At 65.1% G+C, this 241-nt stretch carries 1 protein-coding gene; it reads left to right on the top strand.

Annotation, left to right across the window (positions count from 1 at the left end):
- Positions 1–40 precede the first annotated feature (40 nt).
- Positions 41–241 (top strand): glycosyltransferase N-terminal domain-containing protein (locus SB753_RS40810; RefSeq protein ID WP_410805644.1); only part of this gene is annotated, 201 nt, incomplete at its 3' end.

The raw sequence follows: 241 nt of genomic DNA, 5'->3' as shown, positions 1-241 counted from the left end.
CTTCGTCAGCCCGTCGCGTGCTTCGTGATGCGGAGCGCGCATGCTGAGGGTGATCTATAACGCGCTGTGGGGGATCATCGCGCCTGTCGCCGTGCTGCGTTTGCTGATCCGCTCGCGCAAGGAGCGCGGTTATCTTCAGCATATCGGCGAACGCTTTGGGCATGCGCGCGGACGTTTGCCTGAGGACAACGCGCCGTTGATCTGGGTGCATGCCGTGTCGGTCGGCGAGACGCGCGCCGCG

It is taken from the genome of Paraburkholderia sp. SIMBA_053, assembly GCF_046534895.1.
GTDB classification, from domain to species: Bacteria; Pseudomonadota; Gammaproteobacteria; order Burkholderiales; family Burkholderiaceae; genus Paraburkholderia; species Paraburkholderia caledonica.
This window is presented reverse-complemented; position numbering and strand designations above follow the sequence as displayed.